Here is a 17,431-nt window from a genome sequence, read left to right on the forward strand (position 1 = left end):
CGCCCCCCGAACCGGGAGACGGCCTTTCGTACGCTTCGACACGGCCACCACGCGGGCCGCACGCAACCGCCCCAAGGGCGGACACGCCCTAGGCCGGTCGCTCGACCTCCGCCGTGCCACACGCGCACGACCGCGTCTTCGGCAGCGCCGCGACCACGTCGAACAACAGCGTGCGCAACCGGTCGACGTTGGCCGCGAAGACCTCCATCACCTCGGCGTGGGTGACCCCCTCGCCCGCCTCGACGCCCGCGTCCAGGTCGGTGACCAGCGCGACGGCGGTGCAGCACAACCCGAGTTCGCGGGCGAGTACGGCCTCGGGGTGTCCGGTCATCCCGATGATCGACCAGCCCTGAGCCGCGTACCACTTGGATTCGGCGCGGGTGGAGAAGCGCGGCCCGTCGATCACCACGAGCGTGCCGCCGTCCACCGGTTCCCAGCCCGACGTGCGCGCCTGGGCGGCGACCACCGCGCGGCCGTCGGCGCAGTACGGGTCGGCGAACGTGGTGTGCACGACCGGCGGGAGGCTGCCGTCGGCGAGCGGGAGCCCGTCGAAGAACGTCTGGGTGCGACCGGATGTGCGGTCGATCAACTGGTCGGGGACCACGAGTGTGCCCGGACCCAGCTCGGCGCGCAGGCCGCCGGTCGCGCACGGCGCGAGCACCTGGGTCACCCCGACGGCGCGCAGGGCCCACAGGTTGGCGCGGTAGTTGATCCGATGCGGCGGGATCGCGTGGTCGCGGCCGTGCCGGGGCAGGAAGGCCACCCGACGACCGGCCACCTCGCCCAGGAACAGCGCGTCACTGGGCGCGCCGTACGGCGTGTCCACGCGCACCTCGACCACGTCGTCCAGGAACGCGTAGAACCCGGAGCCGCCGATCACGCCGATCTCGGCCGGGGCCACTCCCGCCGGCAGTACGCCGGTCGTCATCGGTCAGGCCGCCGTCGACGTCGTACCGGACGAGCCGGACGAGGACGACGACGAAGAGGACGACGACGAACCCGAGGACGAAGACGAGGACGAGGAACCGCCCGAGTCGGACGAGGAGGAGGACGACGCGGCCGCCGGGGTCGCCGCCGGGGTCGAGGACGTGCTCGAGCCGCGGCTGTCGGTGCGGTAGAAGCCGGAGCCCTTGAACACGACGCCCACCGCCGAGAAGACCTTGCGCAGCCTGCCCTGGCAGGCGGGGCACTCGGTCAGCGCGTCGTCCGTGAACTTCTGGACGGCCTCAAGGCCCTCGCCACAGGCGGTGCACTGGTACTGGTACGTCGGCACGGTCTGGTCCTCCTTCGACAGACAGGTCAGCTGGGTACTGGCACTCTCACCTGTCGAGTGCCAATGGTGCAGCATTCACCGGAGATCCGTCCACCACGGTCGCGGTCATCGGTGTAATGGGTGTCACATCCGGGCTCGGCCGCAGCAGTCGCTGCCCGGTGAGCACCACCAGGAAGCCGATGCCGGCCGCCGCCAGGGTGAGCGCGAATCCGGCGCCCGAGCCGCGCGCGTCGGTCAGCATTCCGGAGAACGTCGAACCGAGCGCGAGGCCCAGGCCGATCGCGCCGGTCAGCCACGTGAACGCCTCGGTCTTGGCCTCGGCCGGGACCAGCGTGTCGACGAGGGTGAAGCCGGTGATCAGTGTGGGTGCGATCGCCAGTCCACACAGCAACGCGACGGGCACCATGATTCCCACCGTGGGGATCGCCCACAGCGGCGCGGTGCCCAGCGCCAGCAGCGCGAACGTCACCAGCATTCGGCGGTGCGCCGCCCGTCGCCAGGCGATCGCGCCGTAGACCGCGCCGGCGATCAGACTTCCGCCCGCGAAGACCGCGTACAGCGCGCCTGCCAGCCCGGGCACGCCGGACTCCTCGGCGAACGCGGTGACCGAGACCTGCACGGTCCCGAAGACCCCGCCGATGCACACGAAGGCCACCACCAGGAGCCGCACGCCGCCGATCCGCAGCGCGGACACGCGCGGCGCGTCGTCGGCCGTGCGGACCACCCGCCGGGGCGCGGTGCCGCGTTGCAGCGCGAACAGCAGCGACCCGATCAGGGTCAGCGCGGCCTCGACGACCAGCCCGGCGGCCGGGTGCACGCCCGTGGCCAGGAAGGTGGCCACCACCGGGCCCACCACGAAGGTGAACTCGTCGGTGACCGATTCGAACGCGAACGCGGTCGGCAGCAGCGGCGACCGCTCCAGGTGCGCGGCCCAGCGGGCCCGCACCATGGAGCCGATCTGCGGCACGGTCGCGCCGGAGAGCACGGCGGTGACGAACAACAGCCACAGCGGCGCGTCGGTGAGCGCGGCGACGATCAGCGCGGACACCGCCGCGCCGTGCAGCACCGCCCCGGGGACGATCACGGCGGCCTGGCCGAAGCGGTCGGCGAGCCGACCCGTCTGCGGGCCGACGAAGGCGAGCGCGACGGCGGCCGCGGCGGAGACCGCGCCGGCGGTGCCGTACGAACCGGTCGTGTGTTTGACCAACAGCACGATGCCCAGGCCGAGCATCGCGTAGGGCAGCCGCGCGATCAGCGCGGGCACCAGGAAACGCCAGGCGGACGGGGTCCGCAGCAGCGAGGAGTATGTGGATATCACGCGCACCACTCCTCGTGGGCGCGTCGTGCGGTCCGATGCGTGGGCATCGTGGATGTCGCTTCCTGCCACCTGGTGACGCACATGGGAAACCCCGGTGCGCCGAGAGCTGTCCTCGAAAGCGTCCACCGGGGTAGATACCGAAGCTGTGCTCCGGCCGCCGTGCGGTCCTGACGCCAGCCCTGCGTCAGGCAGAGTCGGTGTGGGGAGGGGATCGGCGATCGAGGCGCCGCGAGGCGCCCCGATGGCAATCAATCAACCAACCGATCGTACCTCACGTGTCGCCCTTGACCCCGAACCAGCCCGCGAGCTTGCCGCCCCGGCTGACCGCGCGCAGTCGGTCCTCCGCGTCGTCGCGCACCATGTCGGTGGCCACCACGAGCAGGTCGTCACCGCGCCGCAGCACGGTGGTCTGCTCGGGCACGAAGCTCTCGTCGTCGCGGACGATCAGGGTGACCGCCGCGCCGCGCGGCAGCCGCAGCTCGCCGACCTCCACGCCGTGCATGCGCGAGCCCGGCGGCACGCTGACCGACAGCAGGTGACCCTGGAGCCGCTCCAGCGGCGCGGACTCCACGCCCAGGTCGGTCGGCTCCTGCTCGCCCGCGAAGCCGGCCTTGCGCGCTATCCACGGCAGCGTCGGTCCCTGCACCAGGGTGAACACGACCACCAGCACGAAGGTGATGTTGAACAGCCGCTGCGCGTCCGGGACGTCCTTGACGATCGGGATCGTCGCGAGCACGATCGGCACCGCTCCGCGCAACCCCGCCCAGGACAGGATCAACTGCTCGCGCCACGGTATCCGGAAGGGCGTCGTGGTGACGATCACCGACAGCGGTCGGGCGACCAGCAGCAGGATGGTGCCGATCACCAGCGCCGGGACGATCGCGCCGGCCAACTCGTGCGGGGTGACCAGGAGTCCGAGCAGGACGAACAGCCCGATCTGGGCGATCCAGCCGAGCCCCTCGGCGAAGCCGCGCGTCGCGGGACCGTGCGGGAGCTGCGAGTTGCCCAGCACCAGCGCGGTCAGGTAGACCGCGAGGAATCCGCTGCCGTGGGCCAGCGCGCCGCCGGAGTAGGCGAGCACGCACAGCGCCATCACCGCGATCGGGTACAGGCCGGACGCCGGCAGCGCGACGTGGCGCAGACCGTACGCGCCGATCCGGCCCACCGCGAGGCCGACCACCGCGCCGATGGTCAGCTCCATGCCGATCTCGCCGAGGATCACGTACCACGGTTCGACGTGACCCACGTGGGCGAACGTGACCACCAGGATCACCACCGGTGCGTCGTTGAACCCGGACTCGGCCTCCAGCAGACCGGTCAGCCGATGCGGCAGCGGCAGCTTGCGCAGCACCGAGAACACCGCGGCGGCGTCCGTGGAGGAGACGATCGCGCCCATCAGGATCGCGGTCGACCAGTCCACGTCCAGCACGATCCTGGTGGCGAACGCGGTGACCGCGACGCTCACCCCGACCCCGACGGTGGACAACACCGCCGCCGCCGGCACCGACGGCCTGATCTCCTTCCAACTGGTCGCTATCCCGCCCTCGGCGAGGATTACTATCAGCGCGGCGTAGCCGAGCGTCTGGGTCAGCTCGGCGTTGTCGAAACCTATGCCGAGGCCGTCGGCCCCGATCAGGATCCCGAGTCCGAGGTAGAGCAGCAGGCTCGGCAGTCCGGTCCTGGTCGCCAGGCGCACCGCTATCACGGCGGACAACATGACGAGGGCACCCAGGAGCAGGACCTGGTTGAGCTCGGGCACGGACACGTGCGTCACCTCCGGCGGTCGTCGGTCCGGCCACCCCCCAGGCGGCCGCACGGAGTGCGGAACAAGAAGGCAGGGCGACGACGGGCAGAGCCGGCGACACCGCGATGCGCAGGCAATCAGCGAGCCATGGGAAGGGGAGCCCAGCCGCGCCGGCGAACCGGCGATGAATTACCTACGCCTGGCGAATATTTTACCAAAGCGAAGGATCCATACCCCACAGGGGTCCCGTCTCGTACCCGTGGCTGTGATGCCGAGGACGCTCGGCTTTTAAGGTGTCCCTTGCCGCACCGACCGCATAAGGACCTTGATGCCTCCCTCGAAGACGCCCGACCCGGAGCAGCCCCCCGGTGGCCAGGACGCCTCATCCCCCGGGTGGGACGACTGGCCCACGGGCGAGTGGCCCACATCGCAGTGGGCCGCGGCGGATCCGGTCGCGGCCCAGCGGCGCGCGGACGAACGCGCGGAGCGTGAACGCCGAGCCGCGTCCGAGCCGTACGACGAACCCGAACCGTACGGCGAGCCCGAGCCGTACGCGCCGCACCAGCCGCAAGAGCCGTACGCACCACAGGAGTCCTACGCCGCCCGGGAGCAGCCGTACGCCCAGGAGCCCTACCCGGCCGCCCAGGAGCCCTACTCGCCGCCCGAGCCGTACGCGGAGCCGCCCGCTCCGGCGGCCGTTCCCGCTCCCGCCGGGCCACCCGCGCCGCGTGTCGGCGAGCCGCCGCGGGTCGAGTCCGCGCCCGTGCCCGCACCGGCGGCCGAGCCCACGCCCGTCGCCGATCCCGAGCCCGCCGCCCCGGCCGAGGCGCCCGCGCCCGGTGCCACCGCCAAGGTCAAGGAACGATCGACGACCCCCAAGGGGCCGTCCAAGGCGTGGCGCCGCTTCCGGTTGACGGCCATCGTCCTGGTGGTGGTGCTGGCCATCGCGATCGGTGGACTCGGCTGGTGGGGCTGGCAGTTGTCGCGCGACTCGTTCCCGCAGGCCTCCGGCACGGTCCGGGTTCCGGGGCTGACCGGCAAGGTCGACGTGGTCCGTGACGCCAAGGGCATCCCGCAGGTGTACGCCGACACGTCCGAGGACCTGTTCCGGGGGCAGGGCTACGTACACGCCCAGGACCGGTTCTGGGAGATGGACGTACGCCGGCACATGACCGCCGGCCGGCTGTCCGAGATGTTCGGCTCCGGTCAGGTGGAGAACGACAAGTTCCTGCGTACGCTGGGCTGGCGCAAGGTGGCCGAGCAGGAGTACGCGGCCCTGCCGCCGGAGTCGCAGAAGTTCCTCCAGGCCTACTCCGAGGGCGTCAACGCCTACCTCAAGGACCACAAGGGCGCCGACGCGTCGTTCGAGTACGCGCTGCTCGGCCTCGTGCACGACGGCTACAAGGCCGAGCCGTGGACCCCGGTCGACTCCGTGGCGTGGCTCAAGGCGATGGCGTGGGACCTGCGGACCAACATGCAGGACGAGATCGACCGGGCGCTGCTGTCCGACAAGCTGACGGTCAACCAGATCGACGAGCTCTACCCGCCGTACCCGTACGAGGCGAACAAGCCGATCGTGCGCGACGGTGCGATCGTCAAGGACGGCAAGACCGAGCGCTTCGCCCAGGACGCGCCGCCCGCGGTGCCCTCCAAGAGCGCGCAGAGCGCGCTGACCGGCCTGTCCGAATCGTTGTCCAAGCTGCCCTCGCTGTTCAGCGAGAAGTCCTCCGGCGTCGGCTCCAACTCGTGGGTGGTCGCGGGCAGTCGTACCACCACCGGCAAGCCGCTGCTGGCCAACGACCCGCACCTGTCCCCGTCGCTGCCCTCGGTCTGGTACCAGATGGGCCTGCACTGCCGCACGGTCGGACCCAAGTGCCAGTACGACGTCTCCGGCTACACGTTCTCCGGCATGCCGGGCGTGATCATCGGCCACAACCAGAAGATCTCGTGGGGCTTCACCAACCTCGGCGCCGACGTGACCGACCTCTACCTGGAGAAGGTCCAGGGCGACACCGTGCTCTACGGCGGCAAGTTCGAGCCGTTCGTCGACGTGCGCCAGGAGACGATCAAGGTGGCCGGCGGCGCCGATCGGCAGATCACCGTGCGCACCACCCGGCACGGGCCGATCCTGACCGAGGTGTCCGACGAGTTGGAGGACGTCGGCAAGGACGCGCCGATCCCGGACCCGAGTCCGCAGCGCGAGGAGGGCTTCGCGGTCGCGCTGCGGTGGACCGCGCTGGACCCGGGCACCTCGATGGACGCGCTCTTCCAGCTCGACAAGGCGCAGAACTGGAACGACTTCCGGGCCGCGCTGAAGAACTTCGACGCGCCGTCGCAGAACGCGATCTACGCGGACGTCGAGGGGCACATCGGCTACCAGGCGCCCGGCAGGATCCCGGTGCGGCGCAGTGGTGACGGCCGCTGGCCGGTGTACGGGTGGGACCCCAAGTACGACTGGGTGGGCACCATCCCGTTCGACTCGCTGCCGAACGTGTACGACCCGCAGGACGGTTACATCGTCACCGCCAACAACGCGGTCACCTCGCCGGCGTACCCGTACCTGATGACCTCCGACTGGGGCTACGGCTCCCGCAGTCGGCGGATCGAGGAGATGATCACCACCGCGCCGGGCAAGATCGACGCGGCGGCGATGCAGAAGATGCAGGCCGACGACGTCAACCCGGTCGCGCAGTTCCTGGTGCCGTACCTGCGCGACGTCAAGATCGACGATCCGTGGGTGCGCGAGGCGCAGGACCTGCTCAAGGACTGGGACATGCGCAACGACGCGGACTCCAAGGCCGCGGCGTACTTCAACGCGGTGTGGCGCCAGGTGCTCATGCTCGCCTTCGGCGACAAGATGCCGTTCTCGGTCCGGGCCGACAACGACTGCGCGAGCAACCCGACGACCAACCACGTGCAGTGCGGCGACCGGGACGACTCGACCGCGCAGCCGGACGGCGGCGACCGGTGGAACGAGGTCGCGCGCACGCTGCTGGCCAGTCCGGAGAGCCCGTGGTGGAACATCTCCAAGAACCCGGGCGCGATCACCACCCGGGACGGCCTCCTGCACAAGGCGATGACCGAGGCGAAGAAGGACCTCACCTCCCGGCTCGGCAAGGACATCGACACCTGGTCGTGGGGTCGGCTGCACACGCTGACGCTGCGCAACCAGACGCTGGGCACCGAGGGGCCGGGCGTGGTCAAGTACATGCTCAACCGTGGGCCGTACCGGATGTCCGGTGGCGAGGGCCTGGTCAACGCGACCGGGTGGAACGTCGCGCAGGGCTATGAGGTGACCACCGTGCCGTCGATGCGGATGGTGGTGGACCTGGCCGATCTGGACGCGTCCCGGTGGATCAACCTGACCGGCGCCTCCGGGCACGTGTGGCACGACAACTACACCGACCAGACCGACCTGTGGCGCAAGGGCAAGACCCTGGCATGGCCGTACACGCCCGCCGCGGTGGACAAGGCGGCCAAGCACCGGCTGGCCCTGGTCCCGGGCGACCCGGTCGCTCCGGCGGCCCCCGCCGGGCCGTGACGGCGGCCCGCGGCGGTGCTACCGGCTGAACCGGTACACCGCCGCGGGCGTCACCGCGACGTCCACGGGCACGTCGTGCGGCTCGGCCGGCACCCGGTCGAGCACCTCGTCGTCGTACAACAACACCACCGTCACCGCCGCCTGCACCCGGGTCAGCGCCCGGTCGTAGGACCCGCCGCCACGCCCGAGCCGAAGACCCCGGCGGTCCACCGCGAGCCCCGGCACCACCAGGACATCCGCCGTGCGCACGCCCTCGACGCCCAGCCGCGGTCCGATCGGCTCGCGCAGCCCCCGGCTCGCCGGCACCAGCGACGCCGGCCCCTCGTACACGGCCCAATCCAGGTCGTTGTCCGCCAGCAGCACCGGCAGCAGCACCCGCCGGGTCGATCCGGCGGCGAGGTCCTCGGCCAGATCCCGCCCGCCCGGCTCGGAGCCCACCGGAACGTAGGCCGCGACGGTCTCGGCGCGGACCACCTCGGGGAGCGCGAGGAGCGCGTCGCGGAGCGCGCGACACGCCGCGACACGCCGATCCGACCCCATGAGTGACCGTGAGTGCAACAACTGTGACCTCAGCGTGGCCTTGTCGTTGAGGATGTCCTTCATGCTGTTCCCTGAATGACGTGTTTGGACGGGTTACCGAAGGAGTCCGCGCAATCGACACAGTTCGCGCCACCGCACCGGACCCGGATCCCGCATGGCCCTGACTTTCGAACGCCTCCTGATCATCCTGCTGGTCGGCGCGCTCTCGGTGGCGGTCGGCTCGCTGGCGGTCGCCGTGCGTCGGCTGCGCGCGATCGCGGGGAACGAACTTCCCGAACTGCGGCACGAGGTCACCCGCCTGGAACTCAGTCGCGCCGAGTTGGAACGGCTGTCGGTGACCGACCCGCTGACCGGCGTGTGGAACTACCGCTACCTGCAACTCGTGCTCGACCGCGAGGTGATGCGCGCGACCCGGTTCGGCCGGCCGCTCGGGCTGCTCATGCTCGACCTCGACCACTTCCGCGACGTCAACGAACGGCACGGTCACCAGGGCGCGAGCGCGGTGCTGCGCGAGGTGGCCCAGCGGCTCGCCCTGGAGATCCGCCAGGTGGACACGATCGCCCGGTACGGCGGCGAGGAGTTCGTGATCCTGCTGCCCGAGACGGACGCGGCCGGCGCGGCCAAGGTCGCCGAACGGCTGTGCTACGCCGTGCGGCGCGGCACGTTCGGCGCGGCGACCGACCCGGTCCGGCTGACCATGGCCATCGGCACGGCCGTACTGCCCGGCGACGGCACCCACTCCGCGACCCTGCTGCGGGCCGCGGATCGGGCGCTGGGTCGGGCCAAGCGGGCGGGCGGCGACCGGTTCTGCGGCCCGGACCCGGCCGGGGGCGGACCGCCGGGCGACAAGCGTCCGATCGCCGGGCTCAACGGGACCCCGGGCGACCTCACCCGTTAGTGTGCGAGCCATGCATGCGCGTCGTTCGTTCCACATCACCAAGGCCGTTGTTCCCGCCGCCGGCCTGGGCACCCGCTTCCTGCCGGCGACGAAGGCCACGCCGAAGGAGATGTTGCCGGTCGTGGACACGCCGGCCATCCAGTACGTGGTCGAGGAGGCGGTCGCGGCCGGGCTCACCGACGTGCTGATGGTCACCGGTCGCAACAAGCGCCCGCTGGAGGACCACTTCGACCGGGCGTACGAACTGGAACACGCGCTGGCCGCCAAGGGCGACCTGGATCGGCTCAAACTGGTCCGCGAGTCGAGCGAGTTGGCCGCGATCCACTACGTGCGCCAGGGCGATCCGCGCGGCCTGGGCCACGCCGTGTCGTGCGCCCGCCCGCACGTGGGGGACGAGCCGTTCGCGGTGCTCCTCGGCGACGACCTGATCGACCCGCGCGATCCGCTGCTGAGCACGATGTTGCGGGTGCGCCGGGAACTCGGCGGCAGCGTCGTGGCGCTGATCGAGGTGGACCCGGCACAGATCCACCTCTACGGCTGCGCGGCGGTCGAATCGCTGGCCCCGGGCACCTCCGAGCCCGGCGTGGTGCGCGTCACCGACCTCGTGGAGAAGCCGGAGGCGGGCGGCGCGCCCAGCAACTTCGCGGTGATCGGCCGCTATCTGCTCGACCCGGCGATCTTCGACGTACTGGAGAGCACTCCGCCGGGTCGGGGCGGCGAGATCCAACTGACCGACGCGCTGCGGGTGCTCGCGGGTCGCGAAGCCGCCGACGGCGGCACCGTGCACGGCGTGGTGTTCACCGGCCGCCGGTACGACACGGGTGACCGGGCCGACTATCTGCGTGCCATCGTGAAGCTGGCATGCGAGCGTGAGGATCTGGGACCCGCGTTTCGGGCCTGGCTGAGGCAGTACGTGAACGAGGAGATGCAGGGATGAAAAGCGTCGAGGACCACCTTGCCGGGATCCTCGGACGGATCGCACCGCTGGCCCCCCTCGAACTGCAACTGCTCGACGCGCACGGCAGCCTCCTGGTCGACGAGGTCGCCGCCGGCGGCGACCTGCCGCCGTTCGACAACTCGTCGATGGACGGCTACGCGGTACGGCTCGCGGACGTCGCGGACGCGGGCGAGCGCTACCCGGTGGTGCTCGACGTGGTCGACGACATCGCCGCGGGCAACGCGCCGAAGATCGCGATCGGGTCCGGCACGTGCGCGCGGATCATGACCGGCGCGCCGCTGCCGGAGGGCGCGGAGGCGATCGTGCCGGTCGAGTGGACCGACGCGGGCATGCCGACGGTGCGGATCACCCGGGCGCCGTCGAGCGGCCAGTACATCCGGCGCCGGGGCAGCGACGTCACCGCCGGGCAGACGGTGCTGGACGCGGGCACCGCGGTCGGCTCGGCGCAGGTCGGCCTGCTCGCCGCGATCGGCCGCGAGCGGATCCGGGTCCGGCCCAAGCCGCGCGTGGTGATCCTGTCCACCGGCAGCGAGCTGACCCAGCCCGGCCGGCCGACCGGCCCCGGCCAGATCCGCGACTCGAACAGCTACATGCTCACCGCCGCCGCACGCGAGGCGGGCGCCATCGCGTACCGGGTCGGCAACGTGCCCGACGACCCCAAGATCCTGATCGACACCATCGAGGACCAGTTGATCCGGGCCGATGTGGTGGTCACCACGGGCGGGGTGAGCGCGGGCGCCTACGACGTGGTCAAGGAGGTGCTCTCCGAACTGGGCACGGTCGAGTTCGGCAAGGTCGCGATGCAGCCGGGCATGCCGCAGGGCTTCGGCGTGATCGGCCCCGACGAGACGCCGATCTTCACCCTTCCCGGCAATCCGGTCAGCGCGTTCGTGTCGTTCGAGGTGTTCGTGCGTCCGGCGCTGCTGCGCATGCAGGGGGCCGAGGTCACCGAGCGGCCGATCGTGCGGGCCGGCTGTTCGGCGGCGCTGAAGTCCCCCGAGGGCAAGCGCCAGTTTCTGCGTGCCTGGTACACCCCGCCCGCGGCGGGGGTCGGCGAGGGCACCGTGGACCCGGTCGGCGGCACCGGCTCCCACCTGCTCGGCAGCCTGGCCAGGGCGAACGCGCTGATCACCCTTCCCGCCGACGTCACCGAGGTCGCCGAGGGCGCCGAGGTGTCCGTGATGCTGCTCGGCTGAGCGCCGCGATCGAGCGCCGAGATCCCCGGCCCGGGGCGGCCCGCGCATGCGGGCCGCCCCGTTGTGCCTCTAACGTTGCCCCAGCACGACACACGGCAGTTCGACGCACTCGGCAGTTCGACACGGCGGATCGACGCACTCGGCTGTTCGACGCACTCGACAGTTCGATACACAAGGCACTTCTACGCCCACCGCACGGGGGGCTCACCGTATGGGGTGGAAAGTTGACGCGCGGCGCCAAGAACCTCACGCACCTCGACGAGGCCGGCGCGGCCCGCATGGTGGACGTCACGGCCAAGCAGATCTCGGTCCGCACGGGCACGGCCTCGGGCCGGGTGCTCGTGTCGCCCCGCGTGGTCGAACTCCTGCGGGGCGAGGGTGTGCCCAAGGGTGACGCCCTGGCCACCGCCCGGATCGCGGGCATCATGGCCGCCAAGCGCACCCCCGACCTGGTTCCGCTGTGCCACCCGATCGCGCTGCACGGCGTCGCGGTGGACCTTACGGTGCAGGACGACGCGGTGGCGATCACCGCGACCGTGCGCACCGCCGATCGCACCGGGGTCGAGATGGAGGCGCTGACGGCGGTCTCCGTCGCGGCGCTCACGGTCGTGGACATGATCAAGGCAGTGGACCCGGGCGCGGTCATCACCGACGTGCGGGTCGAGCAGAAGACGGGCGGCGCCTCCGGGGACTGGCAACGGGACACCGGGGCAGGGGCCACACAACGGGACGGAGGGCAAGTCTGATGCGAGCCATGGTGATCACCGTGTCCACCCGCGCGGCGGCCGGGACCTACGGGGACGAGAGCGGTCCGGTGATCGTGCGCGGGCTGCAGGCGCTGGGCTTCGAGACGCGGGGACCGCAGGTGGTTCCCGACGGCGAGCCGGTCGCCCAGGCGCTGCGGGACGCGGTCGCGGGCCACTACGACGTGATCGTCACCACCGGGGGGACCGGGCTCAACCCGTTCGACCAGACCCCGCAGATGACCAGCCGGGTGATCAGTTACGAGGTGCCGGGCATCGCCGAGGCGATCCGGATGGAGAACTTCGCCAAGGTGCCGACCTCGATCCTGTCGCGTGGCATCGCCGGCGTCGCGATCACCCAGGACTCGCACTGGACCTATCGCAGCCTGATCGTCAACCTGCCCGGCTCGCCCGGTGGCGCGCAGGACGGGATCAACGTGCTGTCCAAGGTGCTGCCGCACGTGGTGTCACAGCTCCAGGGCGGCGACCACCAGCAGGGCGGCGGATTCGGCGGCGGTGGTGGTGGTGGTGGCGGCGGTGGCTTCGGCGGTGGCCAGCAGCAGCCCGCGCCCGGGGGCGGCGGGTACCAGGGCGGCTTCGGCGGGGGCGGCGGCTACCAGGGCGGTGGCGGGGGCGGCGGGTTCCAGGGCGGCGGGGGCTACGGAGGGGCGCAGCAACCGCCATGGGGCACGCGCTGACCCGCGGGTGGCCGGTGGAGCTCACCGAGGGCCGGGTGACCCTGCGCCCGATCCGCGCCCGCGACGCGGTCGCGTGGCAGGAGGTGCACACCCGCAATCGCGAATGGCTGCGCCGCTGGGAGGCGACCGTGCCGCCGGGATCGGCGGCCGGTCGCCGGCCGACGTTCCGGCAGATGGTGCGCTTCCTGCGGGCCGAGGCGGGCGCGGGGCGGATGTTGCCGTTCGTGGTCCTGTACGACGGGCAACTGGTCGGCCAGGTCACGGTCGCCGGCATCACGTGGGGGTCGATGTGCTCGGCACACGTGGGCTATTGGGTGGACGAGCGGGTCGCCGGGCTCGGCGTGATGCCGACGGCGGTCGCGCTCGTCGCCGACCACTGCTTCTTCCGGCTCGGCGTGCATCGTCTGGAGGTGTGCATCCGGCCGGAGAACCGGGCCAGTCGGCGGGTGGTGGACAAGCTGGGGTTCCGCGAGGAGTGCCTGCGCCCGCGCTACCTGCACATCGACGGGGACTGGCGCGATCACCTCGCCTACGCGTTGAACGCCGAGGAGGTCCCCGAGGGGCTGCTGATGCGGTGGCGCGCCTATCGGGAGAGCCGGGGCTTCACCTGGTAGGGGAATCTCGTCGAGCGCAATCCGTGCGCGGGGAACTCCCGCGGGCGGAACCTCTGTGGGGAACCCCGCGAGCGGAACTCCTGTGGGGGACCCCTGCGAGCGGAACTCTGTGCAAATCCCTTCGAGCGGAACTCCTGCGGAGACCCCTCGATGTGAATCGCTTCGATGTCGATCCCGCCATATCGACACATCGATCTTGCGATTTCGCTACTCTTCCGGAGATATGAGCGGTGTCACCTCGGCAGACCCCGGAGCCCCCGGGAGAACGGCTGCCCGAGGGGCCTCGGGAGCCACACCGGCTCCGGGCATCTCGGGTGTCCCGGTGATTTCGGCTGTGTCGGGCTTCTCGCCGAATTCGGGGGTGTCGGGCTTCCTGGTGATTTCGGCCGCGTCGGACGGTTCGGTGGTTTTTGTCGCCTCGGGCGTCTCGGCAGTCACATTCGTCACATGGGCATCACCGCGGATCGGGCGACACACCGTGCCTAATCCGACGATGCGGCGCCCATCCGGCTTAGCGTGTGAAGCGTGAACGGCAGCGGCCTGATCTACGCAGCGATCGTGGGGGCCTGGGCTGCCTATCTGGTGCCCATGTGGCTTCGCCGACAGGACGAGCTCAACGAGGCCCGGCCGACCGAGCGATTCACCACCGCGATCCGGATCCTCTCCCGTCGCGGCGCCTTCGAGCGCCGCTCCGCCCGTGCGCTCGCGGAGGCCCCTTCATCCGCGGAGGAGGGCACGGACGCGCCCGAGCGGCGCGGCCCGGCCGAACCGCCGCGCGCCGCTCGGCAACACCCGGCCAAGCCCGGCGCGCAGTCGACGCCGCAGGCCGCCCCGCAGCCGGCCGCGACCCCCGGGTCGGCGTCCTCGGCCAAGGGCAAGCCCGGCGCGGCCAAGCGTCCCACCGCGCCGGTCCGCCGCGACGAGGGCCGGGCCGCGCTGCTCACCCGGCGCCGTCGGGTGATCGCGAGCCTGTTCGCGACCTTCACCGCCGGCGCGATCCTGGCCGGGGTGGCCGGGCTCGCCTGGGTGTGGCTGCTACCCGCCGTGCCCGGCGTCCTGCTCTCCGCGTACATCGTCCACCTGCGCGTGCAGGAGCGGCGTCGCTACGAGGCGGGGCTGCGCCGACTGGGCCGACCCGCGGGCAAGTCCGGCGGGCCCGGCGACAGCCCCTCGGCCGCCGAAGCGCGTTCGCGGGCCAAGACCGGCGAGACGCCCGACGGCCCGCCGGCCGAACCCCGCGCGGCGGATCGGCCGACCGGCGGCGACCCGCGTGCGGCCCGCGCGCCGCGCTCGGGGCCGACCGGCTCCGCCGGGAACGGCGGCGCCTCGGGGGCCTCCGCCTCGGTCCGGGGCCGGCGCGACCGCGAGGCGGAGGAACCCGCCCTGGCCGAGTGGATCGCCGAGTTGGCCATCGACGGCGGCCCGCACGATCGCGACTCGTGGGACCCGGTACCGGTCCCGCTGCCCACCTACGTGACCGCTCCGGTGGTCCCACGCGGCGACGCCGAACAGGAGCCGGAGCGCCCGCAGATCCACGCCGTCCCGGACCCCCGGCCGACCGAGTCGGCCCGCCCGTCCACCCCGTTGTTCGACCAATACGCCGAGGACACCCGTACCGCCTACGGCTCCTCCGTCGACTCGCTGCCCCTGTACGAACACGAGTGGCGCCGGGCCGTCAACGAGTGAATACCCGTGCACGACCCACCTCGTCGAGGTGGTAATGTTTCTCCTCGTTGGGCCTGTGGCGCAGTCTGGTAGCGCACCTCGTTCGCATCGAGGGGGTCTGGGGTTCAAATCCCCACAGGTCCACACAGCATGAAAGCCCCGCCGGAATCCGGCGGGGCTTTCGTCGTTCCCGAGTCCCGACGCGTGGCAAGGCCCGTCCGGACTCGGTGAGTTGTGCGGGATCGGGTTACGGGTCGGTGAGGAGTGGGTGAACTGCGTCGCTTTTCCGGTGGTGCGGGAATGCGCGGCGGTTGATCGAGCTTGGCCGAGAGAGTGCGCTCGCTGCGAGGTGCGCGGGGCGCTGCCGCGTGTAGCGGGGTGTGTTCGGATGGTTATTACGGTCGCGTAGGCGAGGTGAGCGATGCCAACATCGGGTGACATGGCCGAGCTATTGAATCCACACGGGAACCTGTCCGGAATCAACTCTTATGTGGCAATCGGCGACAGCTTCACCGAAGGTGTCGGCGATCCCGGGCCCGACGGGAACTACCTCGGGTGGGCCGATCGGTTCGCGGCTCGGCTTTCGACGGAGCGGCCGGGGCTTCGGTACGCGAATCTGGCCGTGCGCGGGAAGCTGCTGCATCAGATCGTCGAGGAGCAGGTGCCGCTGGCCATGGCGGTGCGACCCGACCTGGTGACGTTGTGCGCGGGTGGCAACGACGTGCTGCGGCCCGGGAGCGATCCGGACAAGTTGGCCGCCGAGTACGAGGAGGCGGTCGCCGCGTTGACGGCGACGGGCGCTCGGGTCGTGGTGTTCACCGGGTTCGACACGCGCTGGGTGCCGGTGCTGAAGCTGATCCGCGGCAAGGTGGCCACGTACAACGAGCTGTTGCGGGTGGTCGCGGATCGGTACGACTGCCCCGTCGCGGACATGTGGGGGCTCACGTCGCTGCACGATCGGCGTGCCTGGAGCGAGGACCGGCTGCACCTGTCGCCCGAGGGGCACGACCGGGTGGCGCTCAAGGTCGGCCGGGCGCTCGGGTTGGCCGTCGAGGGCGACCCGGACGCGCCATGGCCGGCGGAGGACGTCGCGGTCACGGCCGGCGCGGCGCGGCTGGAGAACGTGCACTGGGCGCGGGAGCACCTGGTGCCGTGGATCGGGCGGCGGCTGCGGGGGCAGTCGTCCGGGGATCACATCACCGCGAAGCGGCCGGAGTTGGCGCCCCTGGACGTTGCGCCCGTTGGCGTGCCCGTGAGCCGTCAGGCCTCCTAGAGGGATTGCCGGCCCGTCCGGGTTGTCCTCAGGCGCCGGACGGGCTGAGTGGGTTGTGCTCCCACGTGGGCGTTGGTCTCGTCGAGATTTGGGTTGTCCTCAAACGCCGGACGGGCTGATGGGGTTGCGTGCCCGTGAGCCGTCAGGCCTCCTAGGGGGATTGCCGGCCCGTCCGGGTTGTCCTCAAGCGCCGGACGGGCTGAGTGGGTTGTGCTCGCATGTGGGCGTTGGTCTCGTCGAGATTTGGGTTGTCCTCAAACGCCGGACGGGCTGATGAGGTTGGGTACCCGAGTGTGGGTTGGTCTTCGGGAGGGTTGTTCTCGGGACTCGGCTTACGGGGCTGGTTCCGCCGCTGTGCCCAGGAGGAGTAGGCGGGCGGAGCGGGTTACCGTGCGTTCGACATCGTCCATCGTCATGCGGCCGAAGGCCCAGCTGAAGAGGGCGCCTTCCCAGGCGATGCCGAGTAGGTGGACGAACTCGTCGGCGCCGGTGATCTCGTCGCCCAGCGCGGTGCGGAACATGTCGTTCATGATTCGGTTGATCTCGCGATGACAGTCGCCCACGCCGGGGTCGGACGACCCGAGCGCGTGGATCAGCGCGGCGGTGAGCCGAGGGTGGCGGGCCATCGTCCGGCACGTGTTGTGCAGGATCGCGCACACTCGCTCGGCGGCGTCGGTGCCGTCCGGCCGGGCCGCGTCGCTGCGTTCCAGCGCGCCGATCCACTCCAGGTGGGTCGCCGCGAGCAGGTGGTCCTTCGAGGAGAAGTGCCGGTAGATGGTCGCCGAGGAGAGCCGGGACAGGCGGACCACGTCGCGCATCTGCACGCTGTCGTAGCCGCCCGCCGCGGCCAGGTCGCGGGTCGCGTCGATGGCCCGCCTGCGTATGTCCTGCTCCCGCGCGACGGACACCGGCGCAGCCTCTCTCGGGGTCGACAACAGCATGGGCAACGGCTTCGACAACGGCTTCGACG

At 71.4% G+C, this 17,431-nt stretch carries 15 protein-coding genes and 1 tRNA gene; 10 read left to right on the forward strand and 6 right to left on the reverse strand.

From position 1 onward, the window contains the following. Window positions 1-88: 88 nt before the first annotated feature. From OG948_RS21055 to OG948_RS21070, 4 genes are all read right to left on the reverse strand, one after another. Entirely contained in the window at window positions 89-928 is an 840-nt protein-coding gene (locus OG948_RS21055; RefSeq protein ID WP_406298014.1) for an S-methyl-5'-thioadenosine phosphorylase, read from the reverse strand. A gap of 3 nt (window positions 929-931) precedes the next feature. After that, window positions 932-1,273, reverse strand: coding sequence for an FmdB family zinc ribbon protein (locus OG948_RS21060; protein WP_406298015.1), 342 nt, complete (start codon window positions 1,271-1,273; stop codon window positions 932-934). Between the two features lie 46 nt (window positions 1,274-1,319). Further along, entirely contained in the window at window positions 1,320-2,591 is a 1,272-nt protein-coding gene (locus tag OG948_RS21065; RefSeq protein ID WP_406298016.1) for an MFS transporter, read from the reverse strand. A gap of 271 nt (window positions 2,592-2,862) precedes the next feature. Beyond that, a complete protein-coding gene (locus OG948_RS21070; protein WP_406298017.1) occupies window positions 2,863-4,365 on the reverse strand; it encodes a potassium/proton antiporter in 1,503 nt (500 codons plus the stop codon). 298 nt (window positions 4,366-4,663) lie between these two features. On the opposite strand from OG948_RS21070, the gene OG948_RS21075 reads away from it, so the two are divergent. Beyond that, window positions 4,664-7,876, forward strand: coding sequence for a penicillin acylase family protein (locus OG948_RS21075; protein ID WP_406298018.1), 3,213 nt, complete (start codon window positions 4,664-4,666; stop codon window positions 7,874-7,876). 18 nt (window positions 7,877-7,894) lie between these two features. On the opposite strand, the gene OG948_RS21080 is transcribed toward OG948_RS21075, so the two are convergent. Further along, complete coding sequence (locus OG948_RS21080; protein WP_406298019.1) at window positions 7,895-8,479, reverse strand: 5-formyltetrahydrofolate cyclo-ligase; 585 nt, start codon at window positions 8,477-8,479, stop codon at window positions 7,895-7,897. Window positions 8,480-8,570: 91 nt separating this feature from the next. Between OG948_RS21080 and OG948_RS21085 the strand changes: the two genes are divergently transcribed. The 9 genes from OG948_RS21085 (at window position 8,571) to OG948_RS21125 (ending at window position 16,461) form a co-directional block, all read left to right on the forward strand. After that, on the forward strand, window positions 8,571-9,314 hold the full coding sequence (locus OG948_RS21085) for a GGDEF domain-containing protein (protein WP_406298020.1): 744 nt from the start codon (window positions 8,571-8,573) through the stop codon (window positions 9,312-9,314). A 10-nt stretch (window positions 9,315-9,324) separates the two neighbouring features. Further along, the gene (locus OG948_RS21090) at window positions 9,325-10,251 is read left to right on the forward strand and encodes a UTP--glucose-1-phosphate uridylyltransferase (protein WP_406298021.1); all 927 of its coding nucleotides are present in this window, start codon (window positions 9,325-9,327) and stop codon (window positions 10,249-10,251) included. Further along, window positions 10,248-11,468, forward strand: a complete 1,221-nt coding sequence (glp, locus tag OG948_RS21095; protein ID WP_406298022.1) for a gephyrin-like molybdotransferase Glp — start codon at window positions 10,248-10,250, stop codon at window positions 11,466-11,468. Before OG948_RS21090 ends, glp begins: the two co-directional genes overlap by 4 nt. Window positions 11,469-11,746: 278 nt before the next feature. After that, entirely contained in the window at window positions 11,747-12,214 is a 468-nt protein-coding gene (gene moaC / locus OG948_RS21100) for a cyclic pyranopterin monophosphate synthase MoaC (RefSeq protein WP_406300307.1), read from the forward strand. 8 nt (window positions 12,215-12,222) lie between these two features. After that, window positions 12,223-12,909: a MogA/MoaB family molybdenum cofactor biosynthesis protein gene (locus tag OG948_RS21105; RefSeq protein ID WP_406298023.1), complete on the forward strand. Its 687-nt coding sequence runs from the start codon at window positions 12,223-12,225 to the stop codon at window positions 12,907-12,909. Then, entirely contained in the window at window positions 12,894-13,523 is a 630-nt protein-coding gene (locus OG948_RS21110; protein ID WP_406298024.1) for a GNAT family N-acetyltransferase, read from the forward strand. Before OG948_RS21105 ends, OG948_RS21110 begins: the two co-directional genes overlap by 16 nt. Window positions 13,524-14,048: 525 nt before the next feature. Next, entirely contained in the window at window positions 14,049-15,209 is a 1,161-nt protein-coding gene (gene glpR, locus OG948_RS21115; RefSeq protein WP_406298025.1) for a gephyrin-like molybdotransferase receptor GlpR, read from the forward strand. Window positions 15,210-15,258: 49 nt separating this feature from the next. After that, window positions 15,259-15,332 (forward strand) — tRNA-Ala (locus OG948_RS21120). 295 nt (window positions 15,333-15,627) lie between these two features. Then, complete coding sequence (locus OG948_RS21125; protein ID WP_406298026.1) at window positions 15,628-16,461, forward strand: SGNH/GDSL hydrolase family protein; 834 nt, start codon at window positions 15,628-15,630, stop codon at window positions 16,459-16,461. 332 nt (window positions 16,462-16,793) lie between these two features. On the opposite strand, the gene OG948_RS21130 is transcribed toward OG948_RS21125, so the two are convergent. Beyond that, complete coding sequence (locus OG948_RS21130) at window positions 16,794-17,369, reverse strand: TetR/AcrR family transcriptional regulator (RefSeq protein ID WP_406298027.1); 576 nt, start codon at window positions 17,367-17,369, stop codon at window positions 16,794-16,796. Window positions 17,370-17,431 lie beyond the last annotated feature (62 nt).

It is taken from the genome of Embleya sp. NBC_00888 (assembly GCF_045207655.1).
Classification (GTDB): Bacteria; Actinomycetota; Actinomycetes; order Streptomycetales; family Streptomycetaceae; genus Embleya.